The organism is Pedobacter folensis (assembly GCF_056490665.1).
Genome location: NZ_JBWJIF010000003.1, coordinates 1,146,196 through 1,163,475, shown reverse-complemented (window position 1 = coordinate 1,163,475; position 17,280 = coordinate 1,146,196). Strand labels below are relative to the sequence as shown.

Here is a 17,280-nt window from a genome sequence, read left to right as displayed (position 1 = left end):
GTTACCAGTGTTAAGCCAGCAGGAAATCTCCGTGGCTTAATTCCAAATGCTACTAACCGGCAGCTTAAATCATTACTTTCGCTAGTAACTGCAGGGTACAGATTAAGCACAAATATTCATTTTTTGAATTTTCCGGTGATTCGATCATGTATATGATTGGCACTCGCAGTTGTAAAATTTATCTTCACAACCGCATCCTGTTCTGTTTGCAGAGCGAGCTATCAAAAATTTAACGACCTTGATTTATTTTATGAAAATTCCAGCGTTGAAGGCAAAAGATATTCGATTAGCTGTCTTTTTCCTAAAAAAATGAAATACGATGGATACCGATATCAAACACTTTTGGCCAATGAAATTACGGAACACATTTACCTGAAAAACAGAGGATTTAAAAAAAATTAGACAAAAATATTCGAAAAATCTTTGCCCTACTGGGCCAGTTGCGGTGCGTAATTCGAACCACTTTGCGGACGAATTGATTGAACTAGGCGGTTATTCATAAATTCTGGAGGAATAATTAGAAACGAATTTAATCTCTTTTAGCACCATTAATTTCACTCGGAGTTGTTCCAAATTCCTTTTTAAACACAAAATAAAAATGGGTTATATCTTCAAAGCCTAAATCCAGGTAAATGTCGGTCGGTTTTTGCTTTTTTTCTTCGATGAGAAAACGGGCTTCTTCCAAACGTCTTTTTAACAGCCAACGATTGGGTGTTTCCTGGAATATATTTTTAAAATCTCTTTTAAATGCTGATAAACTACGTCCCGTTAAAAATGCAAACCTTTCCATACTCACATTGAACTTATAATTTTGTTGCATAAATTTTTGCAGATCCAATCTTCCAGGAACGCCAAAATCAAAAAGAATGTCTGACAACTCTGGATGTAATTGCAATAAAATGAGCAATAATTCTTCTCTCTTAATAGCTGAGAAAGTTGGGCTGATATTTCCCGAATTGTTATAGTACGGTTCTAATGACAACAAGAAGCTATTGATTAAATCATCTTTTTTCAGTTTAACAAATGCATCCTTTGAAATAAATTTTTTAAATACAATGGAGTGTTTTTTTTGAAATGCTTTTAAAAACAATTCATCAAAAAAAATGATCACTTTCTCGAACTGGTTATTATCCCGTACTTTATTGTATCTGGCTAAATGATTTTTCCGGACAAGGCAACTTTCGCCCGGCTTCAACACATAATGTTTGTTGCCATCATAACCATTCATCTTTCCTTTTGCCAGAAACACAAAGAAATGCTCGGCGATGAATTGTTCTGCCGAAAGTGCCGGACCTACGATGCAGGATTTTATTTCGGTTATTTTCATTTCGACAATTTAAAAATATCGTCTGCTTCCAAAATTTGGTTGGGATAACCTTTTGACACCGCATTAATCATCGCTTTCCCTACTTCAGAAAGTTTCAATGTTTTTGCCGGAAAAAATGGCGACATCAGCGGGCCCAAAATTTTATAAATTGTCTTTACATTTTTCTGTCCTTTGCTTCCAGTCATTATTGCCGGACGGAAATTATACTGCCCCTTGAACGGCAGTTTCATCAATGCATTTTCGGTCCTGCCTTTTACCCTTGCCCACATTACTTTTCCTTTTTCTGTGCTGTCAGTGCGGTTCCCAGATACATAAATAAAAGTCATTCCAGGATTAATATCTGAAATTGTTGCGGCAAATGGAACTACAAAATCATAGGTCTTTTTAGTAAAACTTTCCTCATTCTCGCCAACAGAACTTACGCCCGCGCAAAAGAAACATCCGTCGTAAGTTTTCAATAAATCCGAGTGATTGCTGATTTCTGAAAAATCTTTTACAATCAATTCTTTCAGTTTTGGATGGCTTTTATCGTAGTGTTTTCTTCCAATAATAAGCACTTCGCTTACCACAGGATGATCTAAGCATTCGAAAAGTACGCCTTCGCCCACCATTCCGGTGGCACCTGTTATGATTACTTTCATACGTTTACAATTTTTAAATCGATTAGACTATTTGCAGTAGCTAATATAGCTTCTTCATTGCTTCTTGGCTTCCATCCCAACAATGTTTTTGCCTTTTCGTTGCTGGCCTCTTTTATTAACCCTAAATGGGGCACTATCATTTTAAGTTTTGGAATGAAAACCGACAATAACTTTACCAACCAATTAGGCAATTCTTTGGTTGGTACTTTACTTGCCATATCGCCTAAGTTTTTTCTAAGAATTTTAGCGATCTCCAATACGGAAATGCTTTCTCCGGCTACAGCAATAAAACGCTGGCCAAGAGCCTGTGGCATCGTCATCGCCTTAAAATGCAGATCAGCTACATCGCGTACATCTACATAACCAAAACTCATTTTAGGGCATCCGCTTACTTCGCCATTGAGCATTTGTTTGATCGTTTGGATGGAATGGGAATAATCATCAGCCAGCACAGGCCCCAGAACACCAGTCGGGTTGACCACGGAAAGTTCCATGCCCGCACCTTCATTTTTAATAAAATCCCAGGCCGCTTGCTCCGAAATGGTCTTAGAACGCTGGTAAGGTGCAACAGTCTCGTTGATGACCGTCCAATCTTCCTCGGTGTAAGGTGTTGTTTTTGTTGTTCCCATACCTACAGCACCGAAAGCAGATGTAAGTACCACTCTTTTTACACCTGCTTTTTTAGCAGCACGTAGTACAAACAGCACACCGTTTTTTGCAGGAACCACAAAATCATCTTCTGTTTTTGCGTCGGTATTTGGTGTGGGTGAAGCCACGTGGATAACATACTGACATCCTTCGACCGCTTTCCCCCAACTGCGCTCATTTTGCAAATCGGCTTCCACAAAAGCTAAGTTTTCAAAGGAGTTGATACCGCCTTCTTTCAGCATTTGTTTTACCAATTCTGATTTGTGAGGGGAACGCAGGGATGCCCTTACTTTAAAACCATTCTTCAATAAGGTAATCATGCAATAAGAAGCTATAAAACCCGATCCACCTGTAACTAAAACTGTTTCTTTATTTTCCATTTTTGAAGTTTTGATAAGACAAAGTTCAACGATAAAAAAGTAAAAAAGCTTGTTATAAGGTCCAGATTTACTTGCTGTAAAGGTCAGCATTTGATAGCTGATCACAACCTGAATAGAAACCTAGTAATGCAATAATGTGAAATTATGGGTTTTCTTTTCTAAAGGAATAGATGACCGGCATTGAATCACAAAATAGATTAATAAGAAACTATTTTTGCATCCGAAAGTGTCAATATTGTGCTCGAAACCCAAACGGGTCTCCATCGCTTTTATTCAATGTTTTGAAAATAGTCTAAAAACAAAAAGTACTTTAAGATCTATTAAGGGCCCAACGGAGCAAAAGTTCAAATCAGCAATAAATTCATTGCTGATTTGACAATAAAAAAACCGCAAAATTGCGGTTTTTTTTATTTCGGCATGCACCTTAAATGAATTATTTACGGTATAAAGGGCATCTTTTTAACAGATATTCGAGCGGACCACTGTAGGATCCATCAGTATTGCTCAGGAAGGCCTTGTGACTTTCATTATAGATACTCGCATTATTGTCCATGTAGATCTGAAGACTCACACTAACATCATACCGCTGTACCGCATTACTATTAGTAGATCCATAACTTGATACCCCTTTAACCTTGTCACCATCACCACGTTTTATTTTGGTATCATCACTCGATGAGCTAAAACTGGTCTGATATCCCTTATTCTGGGTAATAGTTCCCTGAATAATATATTCAACGCCCAGGATATCGCATAGATTTTTCATCGTAAACCCGATCAGCTTATCCTGTGTAGCACCTGCCTGGATCAAAGCTGCATTGGTTGAGCGCGGATCCAATATCGTATATCCGGCCGAATGCTGGCTAAGCAAGGCAAAAGCATCCTGCTGGGCCTTCATTCCAATGGCATCAGCACCAGGTTGGTTATCCATCAAAAAGGTAAAAGGGATGATCGCAATTTTATTGTGATGGTCAACCGGAGTCGCAGTCATCGCAACCGGATCCTTTCCTCTGGTCTCTGAAGGAGATACCTGTTGCGAGATGATCTCTACTCTGCCACTGGAGTGGGTAATCTGGGAGATATCCGATTTTTTAATAATGTATTCCGCGGTTTCTCCAGAATAAACAAAAGAAACCTCAGCATCGGTGACTTTGATAATTTTTCCTTTTAGTTCTTCACCATTATTCTTTTTGATTACATCAACCCGCTGTGAAACAGCGGACTGCGAAAAACTGCTGAGCGCAATTACCATGCATAGCAGCGATAGATAGATTTTTTTCATAATTAGGGTTGATTTGAAAGTAAAAATAAACAAAACACATCAAAAGAATAAATGTTGGAAGGAACATAGCAAAAAATAACTAACGCATGCCTGTTGTAAAGGTCAGCATTTGATAGCTAAGAATTGCAGAACTAGTGTAAGCTCCTTTCTCTGCAAAAACGGACAGCATTAAGTTTTTGACTATATACATTAATTATGTATGTTAGTGCATCCCAAACAGAATGCCCTATAAACACCATAATGACCAGGAACTAGCAGACTTACTCAAGTCAGGCGACCAGCTGGCCTACGCTGAAATTTATCACCGCTATCATGCTGCTTTATACATTCACGCATTTAAACGGCTTCAATTAAGAGAAGAATGCAGGGATCTGGTGCATGAACTCTTTACCACCTTATGGATTAAACGTGAGGAAATTACTTTTAAAACGACCCTTTCCGGGTATCTTTATACTTCAGTTAGAAACAAAATATTCGATCTGCTGGCAAAGCAGAAGTTAAAAAAATCATACACTCAGTCCATTCAGGATTTTGCAGAAACCGGTTTCGTCACTACCGATTACCTGGTCAGACAAAACCAGCTAAAAGCCATTATAGATCAGGAAATTGCCAACCTCCCTACGCGAACCCGTCAAATATTTGAACTAAGCAGAAAGAATTTCCTCAGTCATCAGGAAATCGCCAAAGTGCTTAACCTTTCCGAACAAACTGTAAAAACTACAATAAACAATGCATTAAGGGTGTTACGTACCAGGCTTGGATCAATGATGTTCCTGTCGCTCTGATTTTTTTTTAAAATTTCTTTACCCCCAAGGCTATTTTGCTTCGTCTTTAACTTCTGAATGCGGAAGGTACGCTCCTTCCCTCGATAAGAATGATGCAAAAAGAGGAAATTAGCAAGCTTTTACAAAAAAAACAGGCTGGTAACTGTACACCTGAAGAAATCGCCTTTTTAGAGAGCTGGTATGCCCAATGGAATAAAGATCTTCCCCTGGGTTTAACGGAGGAAGAACTATTTGAAGACCTGCTCATAATCAAGAAGATGACCAGTACGCTACCTACAGAAAGACATTTCAAAATATCAAGCCGAAGCCTTGCGATTGCAGCATCACTGCTGGTGATTATGAGCATCGGCCTTTATTTTTACCTGCATAACCAGCGCATTGATTATAATTTAGCGCTACACGATATTCAACCTGGTGGTAATAAAGCAACGGTTACCCTGGCAAACGGACAAAGGTTTGATTTAAAGAATTTAGAAGGCGGAGTAGTGGTTGACAAATCCGGACTGGAATATAACGACGGAACAGCTATCAGCGAAATCGGCTCAGCCAAAGGAGCAGCACAGCAATTGGTATTATCTACCCCTAAGGGCGGCCAGTACCAAATCACACTCTCTGATGGAACCAAAGTATGGTTAAATGCGGCCTCATCATTAAAATTCCTTTCCAGCTTCGCCGGGCAGAAAGAGCGTCGGGTAGAATTAACCGGTGAAGCCTATTTCCAGGTAAATCATGATGCGAAGCAGCCGTTCCGTGTAATAAGCGCTGGCCAGCTCGCCGAAGACCTTGGAACTTCCTTTAACATTAATAGCTATGCCGATGAACCACTCAGCAAGACTACACTGGTAGAAGGAAGTATGCAAGTTCGAAGTTTAAAAAATGCTCAGGATAAAAACCCCATTCTGTTAAAACCTAGTCAGCAAGCTTCTATTGATGCTGCAGGAGCAATTAGCTTACGAATGGTAAATACTGCAGAAACATTAGGCTGGAAAAATGACAACTTCATCTTCGATGGAGAGGATTTGAATTCGGCCATGCGGAAAATCGCCAGATGGTACAATATTGATGTCGTTTATGAACCTGATGTAAAAGCTAGTTCAACACCTATTCTGGATGGATTAGTGTCGAGAAAAAGTAAGTTGTCGGAAGTACTGAAGTGGATAGAAACTGTTGGTGAAGTCCGTTTCAAAATAGAAGGAAGGAGGGTAACCGTGATGAAATAAGTACTTCTCCATCATGCCAAATCACCAGGGGTGCTGGAAACACCCCCGATAATTACTGGCATCCAGTTAATAAAAATTATCAACCGAAACCTGCAGTTGCCAACAAATTGACCTGATCGGCCACTGCACAACCAAATATAACAAAATGTATAGATTTTATGCCAGCAAATCGGGTATAACGAACCGTTATGTCCGTAAAATATGGATGATTATGCGCCTAACCACCATCATACTTCTTTTAACGCTAATGCAGGTAAGTGCGGCAAGCTTCGGGCAACGCATTACCCTTAATGAACGTCGGATATCATTAAAAAATGCATTAGAAAAGATCCATAATCAAAGTGGATATAACTTTTTGTTCGATAGAAAAGTCCTCAACGGGATCACCCCCATTACCATTTCTATCGAAAATGAAGAATTGGAAACCGCAGTAAAAAAAATTCTGGGTAACCTCCCCTTAACCTACGTAATTGATGGAAATACCATTCTGATCAAAGCAAAAGAAACTTCACTTCTGGACAAGGCTGTTGACAAACTGAGCAGCATGTTTAGCAGTCAGGAAATACGGGGTAAAGTAACCGATTTAAAAGGAAATCCTATTCCGGGGGCAACGGTGTCCGTCAAAGGCACTAAAAAAGCAACTTCTACAGATGCTTATGGAAACTTTAAAATCCAGGCAGATAAAAATGAAACGCTGGTGATTCAGATCGTGGGTTTCATCACCAAAGAAATACTTCTGGGCGAACAGACTGAAATCAGCATCAACCTGACAGAAGAAGACAAATCCCTTGAGGATGTAGTCGTTGTAGGTTATGGTAAACAAAAGAAGGTGACCATTACCGGTGCCGTTAGCACCATCAATATGTCGGATATGCAGACTCCTAACCGTTCTCTTTCAAATTCGTTGGCCGGTAAAGTAGCTGGTATTATCTCCATGCAACGAAGTGGTGAACCAGGATACGACAATGCCTCCTTTACCATCAGGGGCATAGGAACTTTTACCGGCAATACAGAACCACTGATTATTATTGACGGCGTACAACGGGATGATGTAAACAGCTCTTTCGGAGGCTCTTACAACAACATCGACCCGGAAGACATACAAAGCATTTCCTTACTTAAAGATGCTTCAGCCACTGCCGTATATGGCGCCAGGGGTGCCAATGGTGTTTTAATCATCAACACCAAACGGGGTACTGCCGGTAAACCGCTCATTTCAATAAAAACTGAAGCCTCCATGTCTGGCCTTACTAAAACACCAAATATGCTGGATGGTGTTTCGTGGATGAGACTCTATAATGAAGCCAATATTAACGATGGCAATCAACCCGTATATTCAGAAGAAATTATCCAGAAAACTGCAAGTGGACTGGATCCTTATCTCTATCCTAATGTAAACTGGATCAAATCAACTTATAAAAACTGGGCTCCTGGTTTCAACACCAATTTAAATGTAAGCGGTGGTTCTCCAAGCGTGAGGTACTATGTTTCTGCCTCTTTTTATAACCAGGATGGCAGTTATAAAGTGACCGAACAAAATGGTTATAACCCAAATTTAAATTTTAAAAGATATGATTTCAGGACCAATCTCGACATCGACCTGAGCCCGACAACGCTTTTGTCAATGAATCTGGACGCCATGCTGGTGAGCAGCAGGTACCCCGGTTTGTCAGCAAGCAGAATCTGGTATAATGCCTATTTAACCCCGCCTATCGCTTTTCCTATCCAATACCCTGACGGATCATGGGCTGGCCCATTTAACAATGGAGGAAGTAATCCGCTCAACGAAATCCAAAATTCGGGTTACGCAGCAGAATTCCGCCCCACCATACAATCCATTTTCTCCATCAATCAGAAATTAGACCGTTTTATACCAGGATTGAGTGCAATGGCCAGGTTCTCCTTTGATTCTTACAGTGAAAACGACAACAGGCGAACTGGAAGGAACAACCTTTTCCTGGCCAGTGCAAGAGATGCGGATGGTAACCTGATCCTTAACCAATCGCGGATCGGAGAACAGTTTTTGGGTTATTCACAATCATCAAGTGCAGAGAAAAAGATGTACCTGGAAACCAATGTCACTTACGACCGCAGGTTTGGCAATCATCATTTTGGTGGTTTATTTTTATACAATATGCGCACCAGGGTGGTTAGCTCCGCAGGAGATGTGATTTCTTCTATCCCCTACAAAAACCAGGGCATGGCGGTAAGGGCTACTTACGATTATGCAGACCGTTATTTGCTTGAATTTGACGCAGGTTATACCGGTTCGGAAAACTTTGAACCAGGTAAAAGATTTGGATTTTTCCCTTCTGTTTCGGCGGGCTGGGTGATTTCAAAAGAACCCTTTTTCAAAAATCTATCGGCTACTGTGAACCTGCTAAAAATTAGAGGATCGCATGGAATTGTAGGAAATGATCAGATTGGAATTTATAATGGATTGAAGAGGTTTCCTTATCTGAGTCAATATGGCCCAGGTCGCTCTATAGGTTTGGGCTTTAATGGCGCTATCGTAAATGGTGTTACAGAAAGTGTGTTCGGTGTAGAAAACCTAACCTGGGAAAAAGCGATCAAAGACAATATCGGAACAGAAATTGGTTTATTCAATAGACTGAATATCACAGTAGACCTGTATAAAGAAAGAAGAAAAAATATCCTCATTGCCCGCAGCTCACTCTCGGGAATCCTGGGGGTAACCGGAACCGTATTCGCCAATTTAGGAGAGATGAATAATCAAGGGGTAGATGCCAACTTGGAATACAACGAGCAGATTGGAAAGGTATCGCTTCGCCTTTATGGTAATTTCACCTATAACAACAATAAGATCGTCGAAAGGGATGAACCCAGGCAGCTATATGCCTATCAGCAGGCAACCGGGCAGAAATTAGGAGACAACCTGATGTACATTGCTGAGGGATTATTCACTTCTGCCGAACAGATTGCCGCAAGTCCGACCCAGTTTGGTACAAATTTAAAACCAGGAGACATCAAGTACAAAGACATGAACGGTGATGGGGTGATCAACAGTTTCGACAGGGTGTATACCGGAAAATCAGACGTTCCAACCAAACTTTATGGAGCAGGATTTACGGTAGGCTATAAAGGTGTAGACCTTTCTCTTTTCTTCCAGGGTATTTCTGATGTATCATTTATGGCCAATGGCGCTGCAGTAACTGGTGATGGAGCAAGTGGAGCAGGTATAGTGCCTTTTACAGGCATGGGTCAGTACCCTTCTGGTATGCTGGCTATTCTGGAAAACAGGTGGACTGTTGAAAATCCAAGGCAAGATGCCTATTATCCCAGACTGGGGATTTCGAATCAGAACAGCAATAATTATCAGCCTAGCACCTGGTGGTCTAAAGATGGCAGCTTCGTGCGCTTAAAACAAGCTACTTTAGGTTATAAATTTTCGGATGCTTTTCTAACCAGGATATCAATTAAGTCAGTGTATCTATATCTCTCGGGTCAGAACCTACTCACTTTCTCCAAATTTAAATTATGGGATCCGGAACTTGGCGCCAACGCGGCAGGCTATCCGCCTTTAAGAACATTTGCGCTGGGACTGAAAGCATCCCTTTAAAAAGACATATTGATCAATTATAAGCATTAAAAAATATTCTGATGAAAAGTAAATATTTAATCATGATAGCAGCAGGGACATTGTTTTTAACAAGTATCCTATCGGCCTGTAAACACCTGGACGAAAAGCCAGATAACCTTCTTACTTCAGATATCCTTTGGAGCAACCGGGCAAATGCAGAATCCTACCTCTATAACATTTATGGTGCAGTGCTCGAAATCGACTTTGCACATATCGGCATTAGCGATGAAGCATCTGTTTCTATCCCGGGTACAAATATCAGGCAAATGGTTGCCGGGAACTGGAGCCCTGTAAACGCCTATTATGACCATTGGGACCTTTATTACACCGGCATCCGGTCAACTTTTATTTTTGAAGCCAATGTAGGAAGAGTACCTGAGTCGCAGCTGAGTTCAGCTTTAAAGACGCAATACAAAGCAGAATCAAAATTCTTAAGGGGCTGGTTTTACTGGCAATTGATCAAACAATACGGACCGGTGGTAAAATTAACGGGTTCCCTAGCCCTTGATGAGGATTTCAACAAATATCCCAGGAATACTTTTGATGAATGCAAAGACTACGTAAATCAATTAATGGATGAAGCAGCCGTTGATCTGCCGGTAAACTGGGCTTCTTCCAGTAACTATGGCCGACCTTCAAAGGGAACCTGCCTGGCAGTAAAATCACAACTTGCACTTTGGGCAGCCAGTCCACTATGGAACGGAAACCCGGCATTCAGCTCGCTAAAAAATCAGGATGGAAAGGCACTTGCTCCCACATCATTTGATCCAAATAAATGGAAAATTGCCGCAGATGCTGCGAAAGCGGTGATAAACCTCAATGCTTTTAAGTTATTCACCAATCTGGATAACGGTGGTACCAGGTTTGATCCTTATTTTTCAGTAAGGGATCTTTTCCTCACCAATTGGAACAGCGAGATCCTGTTTTCCAGAAATTCATGGAACTATTGGGGATACACCAAAGCATCTTCACCTAATCCGGGGGGAATCAATCTGTACAATGCCACTCAAAATGTAGTGGATGCCTTTTACATGAACAATGGACGCGCTATTGATGATCCTTTATCGCAATATACCGAAACCGGCTTTGCAGAAAACAACAGCGATCAGAGCTGGGGGCATAAAAAAGGACAGTGGAATATGTATGCCAACAGGGAAGCCCGTTTTTATGCATATATCCAATACAATGGCCGTCCGGTATTGCCTGCGCCTACTGTTGATGACAAAAATTATTATTCTTCGGCCGGAAATGTGGATGGTACCGGTCGCGTAGAATTTTATTATTCAGGTAAAGCTGGCGCCAAAGCCACCGGAATTACCAATAACATCACGGGTTATAATTTTCTAAAAAACATCAGCCCGGCTGATAACATCAGGCAGGATGCTACCAACTACAGGCCCTTCATCATTATGCGCTATGCGGAGATTCTGCTCAATTATGCCGAAGCTTTAAATGAGTATGATCCTTCGAATCCTGAGATTGTGCAAACGCTAAATCTGGTTAGAACCAGGGCTGGCCTGCCGGGAATTGAAACTGTATATCCTAATGCAGTTGGAAATAAGGAACTCATGAGAAAGTACATTCTCAAAGAAAGACAGGTAGAATTATGCTTCGAAGGCGACAGGTATTATACGCTAATCAGAAGACTACAATTGGGTGCTCCCGAAAATCAAAATATCTATACCATGAATGTAAATGAAGATGACGGGGGGCTGGGATTTGGTTTTACCGGTTTTTACAAGCGCACGTTATTTCAAAAAAGAGCCTGGGAGAACAAGATGTACCTCTTCCCTATTTCTCAATATCAGCTCGACCGTGACAGGGCGCTGGTACAAAACCCAGGTTGGTAATTAAAGCATCATAATGTATTTAAATCAGAATTACATGAAAAGATTCATCAATATAACGGCAGAGCGTTCGCGCTTGTTAAGCTATACGATCTGCTTCCTGCTCCTTATTGCAGGCTGCAAAAAAGATAAAACCGACGGTTATAATCCGTCTTCTCCAATCGCTATTTCAGATTTTATTCCAAAAAAAGGTGGCGGTGGCACAGAGGTACTCATTACCGGAACTAACTTCACTTCTGATCTCTCCAAAATCGCTGTGACTTTAAATGACCTGTCGCTTAAAGTAATTGGGGCCAGCGCGACGCAGATCATGGTAGTAGTGCCGAAAAAATCGAAATCAGGTCCGATAAAAGTGAAGATAGAAAATAAAGAAACTTCAAGTGTGGCCATTTTTAATTATGAATATACACGAACAGTTACAACCCTTGCAGGTTCTGGTAACGCAGGATTTGCCAATGGCAAAGGAACAGATGCCTCTTTCAACTTTTCAGGGCAAAATTGGTACAGAAGTTCCGGTATTGTGGTAGACGATCAACTCAATATCTATGTAGCAGATCCAGGTAATCATTGTATCCGTAAAATCGATCCCGAAGGAAACGTGAGTACCCTGGCAGGTAATCCTGCAGTTGCTGGTTATGCAGATGGTAAAGGCACTGCCGCAAATTTCTCTTTGCCTTATGACTTGGCGATTGATGGCAGTGGCAACCTATATTGTGTAGACCCTGGCAACTGGGACATCAGAATGATCACCCCTGATGGACAGGCCAAGACATGGGGTTTTGGCAGTCAGGCACCATGGAGCGTTGCTTTTGACAAAAGCAGTGGCAAAGTCTACTATGCGAGCTGTTCGAGCCCGGGAAGCGTTTATCAGATCGATGCCCAGGGTAGCACCAAGGAAACCATTTCGGGTCTTAATTATCCTGCCGGAATTAAATTTGACCATGCAGGTAATTTATTCGTATCTGCGCATGGCGATCAGGTGATTAGAAAATTCAATGCCGGTACCTGGCAGGGAAGCATTGTTGCGGGGCAGCAAGACAAAGTAGGTTATTTAAACGGCGATGGCAAATCGGCGCAATTTGCTTACCCATGGGGCATTGCCATAGATAGCAACGATAATATTTATGTGGCAGGTAACGGAACCGGTGGTGGAAGCACCAGCAATCCTGATCAAAGTATCCGCTTAATCCAGGCAAATACCTACCAGGTGAGCACATTTGCAGGAAGCAACGTGGCAGGCTACACGGACGGATTTGGACAACAGGCTTCCTTCAGTGCACCTGGCGGAGTTGCTGTAGACAAAAACGGGACGGTCTATGTAATCGACAAAAACAACAACAGGATCAGAAAGATCGTTTCAGAATAATTTAATCAAGTCCTAATTTCAATAATACATGAAATTTTACTGTTTTTTAGGCCTATTTTTACTAGCACAGGCCCTGGTCTGTGCTGGTAAAACATTTGCGGCTACATTTCAAATTAAAAATAACGCGCACAAATATTACGTATCCGTTAACGGCTCGGATACGAATATAGGAAGTATCAGCGCACCATTTCAAACCATTAATGCAGCACTAAGTAAAGCTGAGCCAGGAGATCAGGTAGTGGTGCGGGGTGGAACTTACCATCAGCAGGTAAAATTCCCCAAATCAGGCAAGCCAGGCAAAACCATCAGCCTTCAAAATTACCCGAAAGAAAAACCTGTGATTGATGGCAGCAAAATCGAAGTTACCGGATGGCAGGCGTTAGTTACGCTTAACAACATGAGCTGGGTAAGCATTGATGGTTTTGACATTTGCAACCTGCATAGTGCTATGGTTAATACAGATCCCCAGGGTATTGCCATTTACGGCAGCGGGCAGCACATTGCTGTTAAAAACTGCAACATTTACAACATTAAAAACACCACTACGCTTGCCCAGGGCAGAAGTGGACATGCCATACTCGTGATTGGGAGCAATGATACCCCCATTTCAAACCTGTCGATTACCGGTTGTACCGTTCATGATACGCAAACCGGAACCAGCGAAAATGTAACCCTCGCAGGTAATATAGATGGCTTCATTTTCAGGAATAATAAAGTGTATGATACCGAGAACATTGGTGTTATTGTTGCTGGTGGCGACGGCCTCAATCCGAAGGGAGCTATAGCAACCAATTATGCCCGAAACGGGGTCATCAGCGATAATATTTTCCACCACAACAGCATGACTAAAACCCCTGAAACATGGGGAGCTGATCGATATGGTGCCATCTCCATCTATGTTTGCGGAGGCGCCAATACCCTGATTGAAAGGAACATTGTTTACGAAAGTGATAGAGGAATCGGCCTGGTTAGCGAAAGCAATATCTATCCGACAAGGACCACTACCGTAAGGAACAACCTGGTTTACAACTGTTACCGTGCCGGTATTTATCTGGGTGATTATTTAAATTACACCATCTCGGGCACTAAAAACTGCAGCATAATGAACAATTCTCTATTTCAGAACAACCGCGTGTTAGGTGCATTCGGAGAAATAGAAGGAGAAATCAGACTGACAGAACACTGCGATAGTAATGTGATCAAATACAACCGTATTTATGCAGGACCTGCAGATGTTCTTGTCCATAAGTATACCTCAAGCGGAAGTGATAACCTCATTGACCATAACCGCTATTTTAGCATGGAAAAATCGCAATGGATCTGGAACAGTACCAATGGTAGTCCAATCACAGATTTCCAGGTCTGGAAAAAATCAAGCGGTCAGGATGCCAATTCTACCTTAAAAATCGTCAGTTCAAAGTTTTACGCTAACCTATTAAAAAAATGGAAAAGATCCCTACCATCAAAGATATAGCCAGAAGGCTAAAGATAAATCCTTCAACAGTATCCAGAGCCCTCAGAGGGCATCCAAGCATCGGACTTGTTACTACTATGAGGGTCAATAAAATTGCCGAGGAGTTAAACTATCATCCTAATCAGAATGCCATATTCCTGAAACAGGGAAAAACCTTTACCGTAGGTGTTGTGCTTCCGGATATTGCTGAACCTTTTTACTGTTCTATCCTGAGTAAAATTGAGCGCTTTTCCCATAACAAAAATTACAATGTGATATTTGGTCAGTCATTCAAAAAACCCGAGCAGGAAAGACAAATCCTCGAAAACATGATGAATGTGAGGGTTGACGGTATTCTGATTGCCCTGAGCAAACCCAGAACACCTTTAAAGCAGATTGAACAGTTAAAAAGGTACAATATTCCTGTTGTTATTTTAGACAACAGGAATATCATAAGTGATCAGCCTCATCAGGTTATTGAGCAACTGTTTTCAATTTTAGAACTTCAGCAACTACCTCAGATAGAGGCTTAACCTTCCCCTCTGCTTTGAGTTCCATATTTTGCGTTACCCATGCACGCTCCCAATCAAAAAATTTGGGAGCTTGCATGTTCTTGCCCTGGAGCTCTTGCTGTAAATATTCGATATACATCTCCCACCTAACCAGGTAATAATCCTTCATTAAGCCTCCCCATTCCTTATATGCATAATCATGCAGGTTATCTTCTGCCGGGTTGTTTTCGCCCCAATAAGTGATCAGCATCATTGCGTTTTGGAGGTTCAGCTTTTTCTCTTCCTTTGTTTTTCCCAAACTTAAAGCCTGGGTTTTGTAAGTATTCAACCGGTAATAAGGGTGTGCAGATAACAGATCGTCGGTTAAACGGATCATGTCAAGAAACTGAGCGGATACTTTGGTAAACTGCTCCGTGTTTTTCTCCTGGTAAGCCTTAATCATCGCCTGAAAAACCTGCTCACCATCATTGGCCAATACCTGTCTTAAAATATTGATCAGATCAATCTGGTAAGTATCAGATTTTTTAAACTCTGGTGCTGCTTTTGCGAATTCCTGCGCCGCTTCTTTAAATTTTATAAGATCATAGGTTCTCACCCGGGTGCCCCAATGAGAAACAGCCTTCGTATCAAGTGCCGGACGGATGCAAAAAACCGATTCACTAGCCCCTTCCTGATAACCCGGAATGCTTTGATAAATGGTTTCGAGAAAACCCTGCCAGGCTTTATCAATATGAGGGTTTGAGTTTCCATAGCGGTATTTAGTATAACCGCTCAACCAGTCTTTAACCTCCACATGGTCATTTCGCCAGCCCAGCTCCAACATCAGGTCGTATACCGGCGGATTATTATTGAGCCCCTCCGGCATAATCCCTACTCCGCTTAAAACATCCTTGTACGGGCCTTTTCTGATCCTGTCTACTTCGTCTGCAAAGCGTTGCAGTTTCCCGTACAGCCCTGGTCTTTCGCCAAAATTGTTTACCACACTCCAAATAAATGGCGTAGCGTCGTAACCCTTCCTTTTCTCCCAGTTGTTGGTGAATTCGCCAAACAGCTCCTGTACCAGCACATGTGACTTATCAAGGCCATCAAGCATTTGCTGTTTGGGATTATCCTGCCAGCCTTGAAGAACCCATATTGATCCGGGAAAACTCTTTTGCATCTCCATTTGAATAGATTTGCCTGCTGCCTTCAAGTCTATGCCCTCGGTGATTCCACCTTCATGAAAAGGATCACCTGCAAAAAAGCGGATGTCTTTTCCATATGCTTTCCGAAGTTCAGCATAATATATACCTGCTATTCTGGTGAAGTCAGCCCGGTCAGGAACTAAAATATCTGGTCGTTTAAATGCACCCCAGGTTTTTTGGTCAATAATTTGCGCTTTACCCTTATCTTTCAAAGATGCAGGAACCATTCCATAAAACCCTTGTAATACTGGCGCTATGCCCAGTTCTTTCATCCTGGCCATCATTTTTTGCTGTAAAGCTTTACGACCATCGATCTGACTTTGAGGCATCGGGCCTCCCCACCCCTGAATGTTTCCCATCAGCCACCAGGCGGTATAAGCCGGTCCAACTAAAAAATCGTTAATCTCCTGATCAGAATAGCCGATCTGCTTCAGTGTATTCTGCCATACGGCTTCCATGCCATTTACGGTGAGCATCAGGTTAACGCCATTTAAAGCCATCCAGTCCAGCTCATGCTCCCAATCTTTCCAGTCGTAAAAGCTCATGGTATAGTTATACGTACAATAGTTTAAAGCATAACGGTATTTGGCAGGAGCTTCAACGCGAACTTGCTTCTGTACCTGTGGAATTGGATATACTGCCGAAAGGTTATCACCCATGTGCGACATGGAGCGATTACAATAGTATTTCAGATACCAGTTCAATCCAACTGCGGCAGCATTGGCGCCGGAAGCACTAATCATTAGTTTCTTCCCGATACTCTTCAACTCAAACGCATCTTTCTGACCACTTTGCAATTGTTTAAAAACCACTTGGTTTGTCAACCATGGTGTACGCCGCTTGATCAGCTCCTGTACCGACTTAAACGGCTGCCCCAAAAGATTTAAAGGGACTAAAAATAAAAGTAAACAGGTAAATTTTCGCATAAAATTATTCGGTTTTCAATTTCAAAAAGACCGAAACTAAATAAAATAAATAGTAAAAAGCTAAGCGGAATATGGCCTGGAAGGCCCTAAAAATAGCACAATCGATTG

The 17,280-nt window shown here is 41.6% G+C and carries 12 protein-coding genes; 7 read left to right on the top strand and 5 right to left on the bottom strand.

Features of this window, described 5'->3' with window-relative positions; translation table 11 throughout:
- Positions 1-529: 529 nt before the first annotated feature.
- The 4 genes from AC04QZ_RS19565 to AC04QZ_RS19550 all read right to left on the bottom strand — a co-directional run bounded on the left by AC04QZ_RS19565 (position 530) and on the right by AC04QZ_RS19550 (position 4,278).
- A complete protein-coding gene (locus tag AC04QZ_RS19565) occupies positions 530-1,327 on the bottom strand; it encodes a helix-turn-helix domain-containing protein (RefSeq protein ID WP_478359119.1) in 798 nt (265 codons plus the stop codon).
- Positions 1,324-1,968 carry an NAD-dependent epimerase/dehydratase family protein gene (locus tag AC04QZ_RS19560; protein ID WP_478359118.1) on the bottom strand — a complete coding sequence of 215 codons (645 nt, stop codon included), beginning with the start codon at positions 1,966-1,968 and terminating at the stop codon, positions 1,324-1,326. The genes AC04QZ_RS19565 and AC04QZ_RS19560 overlap by 4 nt, the downstream gene beginning before the upstream one ends.
- Positions 1,965-2,996, bottom strand: a complete 1,032-nt coding sequence (locus AC04QZ_RS19555) for an SDR family oxidoreductase (RefSeq protein WP_478359117.1) — start codon at positions 2,994-2,996, stop codon at positions 1,965-1,967. The genes AC04QZ_RS19560 and AC04QZ_RS19555 overlap by 4 nt, the downstream gene beginning before the upstream one ends.
- A 433-nt stretch (positions 2,997-3,429) precedes the next feature.
- Positions 3,430-4,278, bottom strand: coding sequence for a hypothetical protein (locus AC04QZ_RS19550; RefSeq protein ID WP_478359116.1), 849 nt, complete (start codon positions 4,276-4,278; stop codon positions 3,430-3,432).
- A 221-nt stretch (positions 4,279-4,499) separates the two neighbouring features.
- On the opposite strand from AC04QZ_RS19550, the gene AC04QZ_RS19545 reads away from it, so the two are divergent.
- The 7 genes from AC04QZ_RS19545 to AC04QZ_RS19515 all read left to right on the top strand — a co-directional run bounded on the left by AC04QZ_RS19545 (position 4,500) and on the right by AC04QZ_RS19515 (position 15,083).
- A complete protein-coding gene (locus AC04QZ_RS19545; RefSeq protein ID WP_086545587.1) occupies positions 4,500-5,063 on the top strand; it encodes an RNA polymerase sigma factor in 564 nt (187 codons plus the stop codon).
- 89 nt (positions 5,064-5,152) lie between these two features.
- Positions 5,153-6,283, top strand: a complete 1,131-nt coding sequence (locus AC04QZ_RS19540; protein WP_478359115.1) for a FecR family protein — start codon at positions 5,153-5,155, stop codon at positions 6,281-6,283.
- A gap of 145 nt (positions 6,284-6,428) precedes the next feature.
- A complete protein-coding gene (locus AC04QZ_RS19535; protein WP_478359114.1) occupies positions 6,429-9,863 on the top strand; it encodes a TonB-dependent receptor in 3,435 nt (1,144 codons plus the stop codon).
- 41 nt (positions 9,864-9,904) lie between these two features.
- Positions 9,905-11,734: a RagB/SusD family nutrient uptake outer membrane protein gene (locus tag AC04QZ_RS19530; protein WP_086545584.1), complete on the top strand. Its 1,830-nt coding sequence runs from the start codon at positions 9,905-9,907 to the stop codon at positions 11,732-11,734.
- Between the two features lie 34 nt (positions 11,735-11,768).
- Entirely contained in the window at positions 11,769-13,097 is a 1,329-nt protein-coding gene (locus AC04QZ_RS19525) for an IPT/TIG domain-containing protein (RefSeq protein ID WP_478359113.1), read from the top strand.
- Positions 13,098-13,125: 28 nt separating this feature from the next.
- A complete protein-coding gene (locus AC04QZ_RS19520; protein WP_478359112.1) occupies positions 13,126-14,571 on the top strand; it encodes a right-handed parallel beta-helix repeat-containing protein in 1,446 nt (481 codons plus the stop codon).
- A complete protein-coding gene (locus AC04QZ_RS19515) occupies positions 14,541-15,083 on the top strand; it encodes a LacI family DNA-binding transcriptional regulator (RefSeq protein WP_086545581.1) in 543 nt (180 codons plus the stop codon). Before AC04QZ_RS19520 ends, AC04QZ_RS19515 begins: the two co-directional genes overlap by 31 nt.
- Here the strand turns inward: AC04QZ_RS19515 and AC04QZ_RS19510 are convergent.
- Positions 15,025-17,172, bottom strand: a complete 2,148-nt coding sequence (locus AC04QZ_RS19510; protein ID WP_478359111.1) for an alpha-N-acetylglucosaminidase — start codon at positions 17,170-17,172, stop codon at positions 15,025-15,027. The two genes, AC04QZ_RS19515 and AC04QZ_RS19510, sit on opposite strands and share 59 nt — an antisense overlap.
- Positions 17,173-17,280 lie beyond the last annotated feature (108 nt).

What these genes read in the sequence shown, in the direction of transcription:
- AC04QZ_RS19565 (WP_478359119.1), bottom strand. Translation starts at nt 1,327, where the DNA reads ATGAAAATAACCGAAATAAAATCCTGCATCGTAGGTCCGGCACTTTCG.
- AC04QZ_RS19560 (WP_478359118.1), bottom strand. Translation starts at nt 1,968, where the DNA reads ATGAAAGTAATCATAACAGGTGCCACCGGAATGGTGGGCGAAGGCGTA.
- AC04QZ_RS19555 (WP_478359117.1), bottom strand. Translation starts at nt 2,996, where the DNA reads ATGGAAAATAAAGAAACAGTTTTAGTTACAGGTGGATCGGGTTTTATA.
- AC04QZ_RS19550 (WP_478359116.1), bottom strand. Translation starts at nt 4,278, where the DNA reads ATGAAAAAAATCTATCTATCGCTGCTATGCATGGTAATTGCGCTCAGC.
- AC04QZ_RS19545 (WP_086545587.1), top strand. Translation starts at nt 4,500, where the DNA reads ATGCCCTATAAACACCATAATGACCAGGAACTAGCAGACTTACTCAAG.
- AC04QZ_RS19540 (WP_478359115.1), top strand. Translation starts at nt 5,153, where the DNA reads ATGATGCAAAAAGAGGAAATTAGCAAGCTTTTACAAAAAAAACAGGCT.
- AC04QZ_RS19535 (WP_478359114.1), top strand. Translation starts at nt 6,429, where the DNA reads ATGTATAGATTTTATGCCAGCAAATCGGGTATAACGAACCGTTATGTC.
- AC04QZ_RS19530 (WP_086545584.1), top strand. Translation starts at nt 9,905, where the DNA reads ATGAAAAGTAAATATTTAATCATGATAGCAGCAGGGACATTGTTTTTA.
- AC04QZ_RS19525 (WP_478359113.1), top strand. Translation starts at nt 11,769, where the DNA reads ATGAAAAGATTCATCAATATAACGGCAGAGCGTTCGCGCTTGTTAAGC.
- AC04QZ_RS19520 (WP_478359112.1), top strand. Translation starts at nt 13,126, where the DNA reads ATGAAATTTTACTGTTTTTTAGGCCTATTTTTACTAGCACAGGCCCTG.
- AC04QZ_RS19515 (WP_086545581.1), top strand. Translation starts at nt 14,541, where the DNA reads ATGGAAAAGATCCCTACCATCAAAGATATAGCCAGAAGGCTAAAGATA.
- AC04QZ_RS19510 (WP_478359111.1), bottom strand. Translation starts at nt 17,172, where the DNA reads ATGCGAAAATTTACCTGTTTACTTTTATTTTTAGTCCCTTTAAATCTT.